The sequence below is a fragment of the Massilia rhizosphaerae genome (assembly GCF_016093545.1).
GTDB classification, from domain to species: Bacteria; Pseudomonadota; Gammaproteobacteria; order Burkholderiales; family Burkholderiaceae_D; genus Telluria; species Telluria rhizosphaerae.
In genome coordinates, this window is sequence record NZ_JADKYX010000030.1 from 83,960 (window position 1) to 91,810 (window position 7,851).

12 protein-coding genes are annotated in these 7,851 nt (G+C 65.8%); 6 read left to right on the forward strand and 6 right to left on the reverse strand.

Annotated features, from left to right (window positions below; genetic code table 11):
- Positions 1 to 2 precede the first annotated feature (2 nt).
- The 6 genes from ISF28_RS29350 to ISF28_RS29375 form a co-directional block, all read right to left on the reverse strand.
- A complete protein-coding gene (locus tag ISF28_RS29350) occupies positions 3 to 932 on the reverse strand; it encodes a branched-chain amino acid ABC transporter permease (protein ID WP_198120717.1) in 930 nt (309 codons plus the stop codon).
- Positions 933 to 1,062: 130 nt separating this feature from the next.
- The gene (locus ISF28_RS29355; RefSeq protein ID WP_198120718.1) at positions 1,063 to 1,203 is read right to left on the reverse strand and encodes a hypothetical protein; all 141 of its coding nucleotides are present in this window, start codon (positions 1,201 to 1,203) and stop codon (positions 1,063 to 1,065) included.
- 67 nt (positions 1,204 to 1,270) lie between these two features.
- Positions 1,271 to 2,215: a 4-hydroxy-3-methylbut-2-enyl diphosphate reductase gene (gene ispH / locus ISF28_RS29360; protein WP_198120719.1), complete on the reverse strand. Its 945-nt coding sequence runs from the start codon at positions 2,213 to 2,215 to the stop codon at positions 1,271 to 1,273.
- Between the two features lie 19 nt (positions 2,216 to 2,234).
- The gene (locus ISF28_RS29365; protein ID WP_198120720.1) at positions 2,235 to 2,690 is read right to left on the reverse strand and encodes an FKBP-type peptidyl-prolyl cis-trans isomerase; all 456 of its coding nucleotides are present in this window, start codon (positions 2,688 to 2,690) and stop codon (positions 2,235 to 2,237) included.
- A gap of 96 nt (positions 2,691 to 2,786) precedes the next feature.
- Entirely contained in the window at positions 2,787 to 3,494 is a 708-nt protein-coding gene (locus ISF28_RS29370; RefSeq protein WP_198120721.1) for an SDR family oxidoreductase, read from the reverse strand.
- Between the two features lie 99 nt (positions 3,495 to 3,593).
- Complete coding sequence (locus ISF28_RS29375) at positions 3,594 to 4,502, reverse strand: LysR family transcriptional regulator (protein ID WP_229519453.1); 909 nt, start codon at positions 4,500 to 4,502, stop codon at positions 3,594 to 3,596.
- Between the two features lie 76 nt (positions 4,503 to 4,578).
- On the opposite strand from ISF28_RS29375, the gene radC reads away from it, so the two are divergent.
- The 6 genes from radC to ISF28_RS31340 form a co-directional block, all read left to right on the forward strand.
- A complete protein-coding gene (gene radC / locus ISF28_RS29380) occupies positions 4,579 to 5,253 on the forward strand; it encodes a RadC family protein (RefSeq protein WP_198120723.1) in 675 nt (224 codons plus the stop codon).
- Positions 5,254 to 5,317: 64 nt separating this feature from the next.
- On the forward strand, positions 5,318 to 5,857 hold the full coding sequence (locus ISF28_RS29385; protein WP_229519454.1) for an NADPH-dependent FMN reductase: 540 nt from the start codon (positions 5,318 to 5,320) through the stop codon (positions 5,855 to 5,857).
- A 168-nt stretch (positions 5,858 to 6,025) separates the two neighbouring features.
- Positions 6,026 to 6,262, forward strand: a complete 237-nt coding sequence (rpmB, locus tag ISF28_RS29390) for a 50S ribosomal protein L28 (protein ID WP_091657194.1) — start codon at positions 6,026 to 6,028, stop codon at positions 6,260 to 6,262.
- A 13-nt stretch (positions 6,263 to 6,275) separates the two neighbouring features.
- A complete protein-coding gene (rpmG, locus tag ISF28_RS29395; protein ID WP_005665735.1) occupies positions 6,276 to 6,443 on the forward strand; it encodes a 50S ribosomal protein L33 in 168 nt (55 codons plus the stop codon).
- A 131-nt stretch (positions 6,444 to 6,574) separates the two neighbouring features.
- The gene (locus ISF28_RS29400; RefSeq protein ID WP_198120725.1) at positions 6,575 to 7,669 is read left to right on the forward strand and encodes a hypothetical protein; all 1,095 of its coding nucleotides are present in this window, start codon (positions 6,575 to 6,577) and stop codon (positions 7,667 to 7,669) included.
- Positions 7,670 to 7,731: 62 nt separating this feature from the next.
- A partial coding sequence (locus tag ISF28_RS31340) for a transposase (protein ID WP_198118848.1) occupies positions 7,732 to 7,851 on the forward strand: 120 nt, incomplete at its 3' end.

The window sequence follows — 7,851 nt, forward strand, 5'->3', positions numbered from 1 at the left end:
CCTTACGCGCGGTCTGCCACGCGCTCGCCCATGATGCCGGACGGACGCACGGTCAGCACGAGGATCAGCACGACGAATGCGAAGATGTCCTGGTAATTACTGCCCAGGAAGCCGCCCGTCAGGTCGCCGATATAGCCGGCGCCGAGGCTTTCGATGATGCCGAGGACGATCCCGCCGATCATCGCGCCATAGATATTGCCGATACCGCCCAGGACGGCGGCCGAGAACGCCTTCATGCCCGGCACGGTGCCCATCGCGAACTGGATCGACGCGTAATTCGCGCCCCACATCACGCCGGCGACGGCCGCCAGCGCGGCGCCGATGGCGAACGTGGCCACGATGACGCGGTTCGAATCGACGCCCATCAGGCCGGCCACGCGCGGGTTCTCGGCGACGGCGCGCATCGCGCGGCCCATGCGGGTCTTTTCGACGAGGAAGACGAGGCCGACCATGGCGCCGGCCGCCAGCACGAGCAGCAGCACCTGGGTTTGCGAGATGACGGCGCCGGCGACCGCGATCGGCTTGGACGACAGCAGCTGCGGGAACGGCAGCGGGCTGCGGCCCCAGATCATCATGGCGAACGTCTGCAGCAGGATCGACACGCCGATCGCGGTGATCAAGGGAGCCAGGCGCGGCGCGTTGCGCAGCCGGCGGTAGGCGATGCGTTCGATGAGAACGTTCACGAGCATCGTGACGGGAATCGCGCCGACGATGGCGATGGCCAGTTGCACGCCGCCGGGCAGGCCGGGGAAGACGCCGTTCAGCAGTTTCAGGATCGACAGGCCGACCATGGCGCCGATCATCAGCACGTCGCCGTGGGCGAAGTTGATGAGGTTGAGCACGCCGTAGACCATCGTGTAGCCGAGCGCGACGAGCGCATACATGCTGCCCAGCACCAGCCCGTTCAGGATCTGTTGGACAAAGATATCCATGCTTGTGTGGTTTCCTTTCGAACTAACAAAAACGGCACCCGTGGTACGAGTGCCGCTATTCAAGCAACATAATTCCGAACATCATCATAACATCGGAAAATGGATGAGTTGCCCGAATTTCAAACATCGCTTACACGTCGCGCAGGGTCACCACGGGCATCGTCAACTCGCGCTTGTAATTGACGCCCGGTTCCGGGTAGTCCTGGAAGAATTCCAGGGCAATGGCATCGAAGCCGGAGGGCGCGCGCGGACGCAGGTCGAGGGCGTTCATGGATAGGGCGGAGGGAGTGTTTGCAACAGGGCCCGCGGCGCGTGCGGCCGCGGGCGGATGGGACCGGTCAGGCGGCCGCCTTGCCGGCGTCCAGGCCCTTGGGCAGCGGGAACGTGACGTTTTCCTCGACGCCCTCGAGCGCGCGCACGCTGGCGGCGCCCAGGTCCTTCAGGCGCTCGATGACGGCCTGCACGAGCACTTCCGGCGCCGACGCGCCGGCCGTGACGCCGATGCGCTTCTTGCCGGCGATCCAGGCCGGATCAATGCCGGCGGCGTTGTCGACCATATAGGCCGGCGTGCCCTTCTTTTCCGCCACTTCGCGCAGGCGGTTCGAGTTCGAGCTGTTCGGGCTGCCCACGACGATCACCACTTCCACCTGCGGCGCCATGAATTTCACGGCTTCCTGGCGGTTCGTCGTCGCGTAGCAGATATCGCCCTTCTTGGGCTCGACGATGTTCGGGAAGCGCGCCTTCAGCGCGGCGATGATCTCGGCCGTATCGTCGACGGACAGCGTGGTCTGCGACACATACGCCAGCAGATCGGGGTCGGCGACGTCCAGCTTCGCGACGTCCTCGACCGTTTCGACGAGATGCATGCCCTGTTCCGCCTGGCCCATCGTGCCCTCGACCTCCGGATGGCCGGCGTGGCCGATCATGACGATCTCGGCGCCCTGCTTGCGCATCTTGGCCACTTCCACGTGCACCTTGGTCACCAGCGGGCAGGTGGCGTCGTAGACCTTCAGGCCGCGCGACTCGGCTTCCTCGCGCACGGCCTTCGACACGCCGTGCGCGGAAAACACGAGCGTGTTGCCGGCCGGGACGTCGTCGAGGTCTTCGATGAAGATCGCGCCCTTGTTGCGCAAGTCGTTGACGACGTAGGCGTTGTGGACGATCTCGTGGCGCACGTAGATCGGCGCGCCGAACTGCTGCAGGGCACGCTCGACGATCTCGATCGCACGGTCGACGCCGGCGCAGAAGCCGCGCGGCTGGGCTAACAGGATCTCGTTTTCCATGGTTCGTGATGGGCTGTGGTTAGAGCACGGAAATCAGCTGGACTTCGAACTTGAGCGGCTGCCCGGCGAGCGGATGGTTGAAATCGAACACGGCGTCGTTCGCGCGCATGTCGCGCAGCACGCCGGCAAAGCGGCCGCCGCCCGGCGCGCGGAAGTCGACGAGGTCGCCGACCTGGTAATCGGCATCCGGTTCGGAATTCTCGTCCAGGGTCTTCTTCGTGACGACCTGGATCAATTCGGGATTGCGCTCGCCGAACCCCTCCGCGGGGCTCAGGTCGAACGTCGTGTGCGTACCTTCGGCCAGGCCGAGCAGGCGCTGCTCCAGGAACGGGGCGAGCTGGCCCTGGCCCAGCAACAACGTGGCCGGGGTGCTGCCGAAGGTCGTCACGATGTCCGTGCCGTCGGCAGTGGCAAGGCGATAATGCAGGGTCAGGTACGACGATTCGGTGACGATGGGAGCGTTGGAGGAAGACATTCGCGTTTCGGTTAGACGTGCAAACCGCTATTGTAAGCCACCCGTGCCGCTCCCGCCTCAGCCGTCGTCATTTTGTCGTGGCCGGGAAACGCAGGCTCAGCGGCGCAGCTTCCAGCCGCCGTCCACGTCGATGACGCTGCCGGTGATGAATGTATTGCCGGCAAGCATGATGATGACCTCGGCCACGTCCGCCGGCGTCCCCACGCGGCCGGCGGGCACGGCCGCGCCCATGTCCTCGAAGAGGCGGCTGCGCTGCGCATCCGGCACGCGGTGCCACCACGGCGTATCGATCACGCCCGGCGCCACCATGTTCACGCGCAACGGCCGCAGTTCGGACGCCAGGATCGGCAACATCGCCTCCAGCGCCCCGTTGATGGCCGCGAGACCGGCCGTCCCCGGCTGCTGGGCGCGGGCGGAGATGGCGCCGACCAGCGTCGCGGAACCGCCGGCCGCGATGCCGGCGAGGCTGGCCTGCAGCACGTTCAGCTGGGGCCAGAACTTGCCGTCGAAGCCGGCACGCAGGTCGTCCAGCGCGAGGTCCCGGAACGTGCCGGCGCCGGACGCGCCGGACGCGCACACGACCAGGTGATCGAACGGGCCGTGCCCGGCGAAGAACGCGTCGCATTGCGCGCGGCTGCACGCGTCGAGCTGGGCAAAGCGCACGCCGGGAACGTCGAGGGCGGCGCCCTTGGCGGCGTCGCGCCCCGTCACGGTCACGCTGGCACCCAATGCCGCGAAGCGGCGTGCGCTCTTCAGGCCGATGCCCGACGTGCCGCCGATGACGATGATGCGCTGGTCTTTCATGGTCTGCCTTTCAAGGTGGGTTAGGATGTCAGGCAGTGTAGGACCGGCCGCGCGGCGGCGGAAATCGTATCCGGCGATACGACCCATCGGGGCCGCCGATCACGCGGCGACGCGAACGACCTGCTCGCGCAGCCAGGCCAGCGCCGGGTCGGCGTGGAAGCGCGGATGCCACGCCGCGTACAGCGAAAACCCCTTGCAGTCGAACGGCAGCGCGAACTGGTCGAGCACGCCGGCATGCAGGGCCGCCAGGCGCGACGGCACGGTGGCGACGTGATCGGACTGGCACAGCAAACCGGGCACGAGCGCGAACGATTGCACGGACAGCACGACGTTGCGCGCGCGGCCCAGCGCCTGCAGATGCTCGTCCATGAACCCGTGCAGGCTGCCGCCGCTCGTCGAGACGAGCACGTGGCGCAGCGCGCAATAGGCGTCGAGGTCGAGCGGCGCCGAGCCGCGCGGATGGCCCTTGCGCTGCACCATGACGAAATGTTCTTCGACCAACAGCCGCGCGCGCATGTTCTCGGGCACCATGCGCTCCGACCCGATCAGCAGGTCGACCTCCCCTTCCTGCAACTGCGCCGCGATCCGGGCGCCGTCGGCCATGCGGAACGCGAGCCGCACGCCCGGTCCCGCGCACTGCGCCAGCAGGCCCGCCAGCGGCAGGCCCAGCACGGCCGTCGACAGATCGCTGGCGGCGATCTGGAACGTACGCTGGGCCGTCGCCGGATCGAACGCCGGCTGCCCGCGCACGATGCCGGCCAGCTGGTCGAGCGCGGCGCGCACGGGTCCGGCGAGGTCGAGCGCGCGGGCCGTCGGGTTCATCCCGCGGCCATTGTCGGCGGGCAGCAGCAGCGGGTCGTCGAACAACTGGCGCAGGCGCGCGAGCTGGCCGGACACGGCGGACTGGCTCAGGTGCAGGCGCTGGGCGGCACGGGTCACGTTTGCTTCCGTCAACAAAGCGTCGAGCGTGACGAGCAGGTTCAGGTCGAAGGCGCGAAGATCGTTCATGCGCCTATTATTGCGCATGCCCAAGCCGATACTGCCCCGCCGCGCGAATAATGCACGGTCTCACATGGAGGGCTCGATGGGTATCGAAGACTGGCCGGAACGGACCCGGCCGCGCGAACGGCTCGTGCGCGAAGGGGCGCAGGCGCTGTCGGATCCGGAACTGCTGGCGCTGTTGCTACGCGTGGGCGTGCGCGGCAAGAGCGCGGTGGAACTGGGCCGCGACATCCTGCAACATTTCGGCTCGCTGCACGGCCTGTTCGGCGCGAGCCTGGACGATGTGTCCGAGGTGCACGGCCTCGGCATGGCCAAATATGCGCAATTGCAAGCCGTGATGGAACTGGCCCGCCGCGCCATCGCAGAACAATTGCAGGCGGGAGAGGCGTTCGGGTCGCCCGACCTCGTCAAGCGCTACCTGCGCCTCAAACTGGGGGGCCAGCGCCACGAATCCTTCGTCGTGCTGTTCCTGGACGTCAAGAACCGCCTGATCGCCGACCGCGAACTGTTCCGCGGCACGCTCACGCAGACGAGCGTCTACCCGCGCGAAGTCGTCGTCGAAGCCCTGTCGCGCAACGCGGCCGGCGTGATCCTCGCGCACAACCACCCGTCCGGGTTGCCGGACCCGAGCGAAGCCGACCTGCGTCTGACGCGCGCGCTGTCCCAGGCATTGGACCTCGTGGACATCCGCGTGCTCGACCATTTCATCGTCGCCGGCCCGCTCATCCACTCGTTCGCCGAGCACAACCAGCTCTGACCCCGAATTTTCGGGCTCATGCCGGTGCTGCTACGATGATGGTTTGATCATGACGGATGAGCCAATGACCCTACGCATCCTTGCCCTCTGCGGCAGCCAGCGTGCCCGTTCGATGAGCGCCGGCGTGCTGCGCGCCTGCCGCGATCTCGCGCCGGCCGGCGTCGCCATCGAACTCTTCGAGCAGCACAAGGATTTCCCGCTGTTTAATCCTGAACGCACCGACGTGCCGCCCGGCGTAGCGGCCCTGCAGGAGGCGATCACGGCGGCCGACGCCCTGCTCATCGCCAGCCCCGAGTATGCGCACGGCGTCACGGGCACGATGAAAAACACGCTGGACTGGGTCGTCGGCCACGCGCCGTTCGCGGGCAAGCCCGTCGCCGTGCTGAATCCCTCGTACCAATCTTTCCACGCGGACGAAGCGCTGAAGGAAACGCTGCGCACGATGTCCGCCGACCTCGTCCTCGACGCCTGCCTGCGCGTTCCCGTCATCGGTTCCGGCGCCGATCCGGCCAGGATCGCGGAGATTCCCCGCTTCGCGACACCCATCGCCGCCGCGCTGCGGGCGCTCGTGGCGCATGTCGAACGCGCGGCGGCGCGGGAATAACGGTGTGAAAACAGGACCTTACGACGCAAACATTGCGAAAATTTACGATTGTTAAATTCAAGTCGTTTATTGAGAAACAATTTTTTTCCGCAAGTTGTTGATTACGCGACGGTTTTCAAGCTATACTCTCGTTTTTCCAATTGTGGAAGTTTATTCAAGGAGTGCGCTATGGCACGTGTTTGCCAAGTTACTGGCAAGGGTCCGATGGTTGGCAACAACGTCTCCCACGCCAACAACAAAACCAAGCGTCGTTTTCTGCCGAACCTGCAGAACCGTCGCATCTTCGTAGAATCCGAAAACCGCTGGGTCTCCCTGCGTGTGTCGAACGCCGGTCTGCGCGTCATCGACAAGCTCGGCATCGACGCTGTGCTGGCCGACATGCGTGCCCGCGGCGAGAAAATCTAATTAGGGAGTCATCATGGCAAAAACTGGCCGCGACAAGATCAAACTGGAATCGACCGCAGGTACGGGTCACTTCTACACCACGACCAAGAACAAGCGCACGATGCCGGCGAAAATGGAAATCACCAAATTCGACCCGAAAGCACGCAAGCACGTGATCTACAAAGAAACCAAGATCAAGTAATCTGGTTCTTTGCAAAGAAAGCCGCCCACGACACAGTGCGCGGCTTTTTGTTTTTCGGAGCCATTGATTCGGGTCATTTGATCCACCGGCCCGCGCCGCTATAGTCGAGCGTCACCTTCGCTGGAGAACGCATGATGTGGCGCTTCCGACTGTCGTTCCTGCCCGTCCTGGCCTGTCTCGCCGCCTGTTCCACGCCCTACCGCCCTCCCGTCGTCGTGCACGACAGCGCGACCTTTCCCGGCATCGCAGGCATCGTCGCGATCGCCGGCGCGCGGCCCGTCGACGTGATCCTCGTGCACGGCATGTGCACCCACGATGCCGGCTGGGCCGAGCGCCAGATCGACCGCATCGCCGGCATCGTCGACGAGCACGCGCCGGCCGCCGGGGCCGTCTCCACGAGCGCCCCCGGACGCGTGGAACTCGTCGAGCGCACGCGCACGCTGGCCGGCGGCACGGTCCGCTTCCACGCCCTCGTGTGGTCGCCGCTGACGGCCCAGCTGAAGCATCAGCTCGACTTCGACATGACGGGCGCTCCGACCGATTGCACGGGTGCCGGCCAATGCAAGCCCACGCGCGCGTCGCTGAACGGCTACGTCAAGGACAACCTGCTGAACGACTGCCTGTCCGACGCCGTCATCTACGAAGGCGAAAGCCATGTCGCGATCCGCGACGCGATGGTCGAGACGATCGCGCACGTGCTCGACAACAATCCGGACAGCGAGGCGCCCCTCGTCGTCGTCGCGGAAAGCCTGGGCAGCAAGATGCTGTTCGACGCCTTGAGCGCCATGCTGGAATCGTGGCGCCCCCGGACCCGCGCGCTGGGCCAGCAGGCGGCGCGCCGGCTCGGCCTGCTGTTCATGGCCGGCAATCAATTGCCAATTCTCAGTCTGGCCGAGCAGTCGGCCGGCCCGCGGGCGATGGCGGTGCAGGATTCGCTGCAGCGCTTCCTGGACTTGCGCCGGCACCAGCCCAATCGCCGCACGGAAGCCCTGCAGCGCCTGGCCGTCGTCGCCTTTACGGACCCGAACGATTTGCTGTCCTACCGGCTGCTGCCGGCCCGCTACACGGCGCCGGACGTGGCCGTGGCGGACGTGCTCGTGTCGAACGACAGGAGCTGGCTGGGTTTGATCGAGAATCCGATGACGGCCCACCTGGACTATCTGGCGAATCCGGCCGTGGGCGCGATGATCGCGTGCGGCCAGCCCAAGAGCGCGGGGTGCAGATAAACAAAACGGCTCCCGCGTGAACTGAACCCCAAAAGTTGGACACCAACTTTTGGGGTTTTTTCATGGCGAAGTACGACGAGCAATTCAAGCTCTCGATAGTCGGGCAGTATCTCGACAAACAAGGTGGCTACAAGACTGTGGCGATGAAGCACGGTTTGTCGCACGGGATGGTACGGCGCTGG

Excerpts from the sequence above, each read along its gene's own strand:
- ISF28_RS29350 (WP_198120717.1), bottom strand. The coding sequence starts at position 932 with ATGGATATCTTTGTCCAACAGATCCTGAACGGGCTGGTGCTGGGCAGC.
- ISF28_RS29355 (WP_198120718.1), bottom strand. The coding sequence starts at position 1,203 with ATGAACGCCCTCGACCTGCGTCCGCGCGCGCCCTCCGGCTTCGATGCC.
- ispH (WP_198120719.1), bottom strand. The coding sequence starts at position 2,215 with ATGGAAAACGAGATCCTGTTAGCCCAGCCGCGCGGCTTCTGCGCCGGC.
- ISF28_RS29365 (WP_198120720.1), bottom strand. The coding sequence starts at position 2,690 with ATGTCTTCCTCCAACGCTCCCATCGTCACCGAATCGTCGTACCTGACC.
- ISF28_RS29370 (WP_198120721.1), bottom strand. The coding sequence starts at position 3,494 with ATGAAAGACCAGCGCATCATCGTCATCGGCGGCACGTCGGGCATCGGC.
- ISF28_RS29375 (WP_229519453.1), bottom strand. The coding sequence starts at position 4,502 with ATGAACGATCTTCGCGCCTTCGACCTGAACCTGCTCGTCACGCTCGAC.
- radC (WP_198120723.1), top strand. The coding sequence starts at position 4,579 with ATGGGTATCGAAGACTGGCCGGAACGGACCCGGCCGCGCGAACGGCTC.
- ISF28_RS29385 (WP_229519454.1), top strand. The coding sequence starts at position 5,318 with ATGACCCTACGCATCCTTGCCCTCTGCGGCAGCCAGCGTGCCCGTTCG.
- rpmB (WP_091657194.1), top strand. The coding sequence starts at position 6,026 with ATGGCACGTGTTTGCCAAGTTACTGGCAAGGGTCCGATGGTTGGCAAC.
- rpmG (WP_005665735.1), top strand. The coding sequence starts at position 6,276 with ATGGCAAAAACTGGCCGCGACAAGATCAAACTGGAATCGACCGCAGGT.
- ISF28_RS29400 (WP_198120725.1), top strand. The coding sequence starts at position 6,575 with ATGATGTGGCGCTTCCGACTGTCGTTCCTGCCCGTCCTGGCCTGTCTC.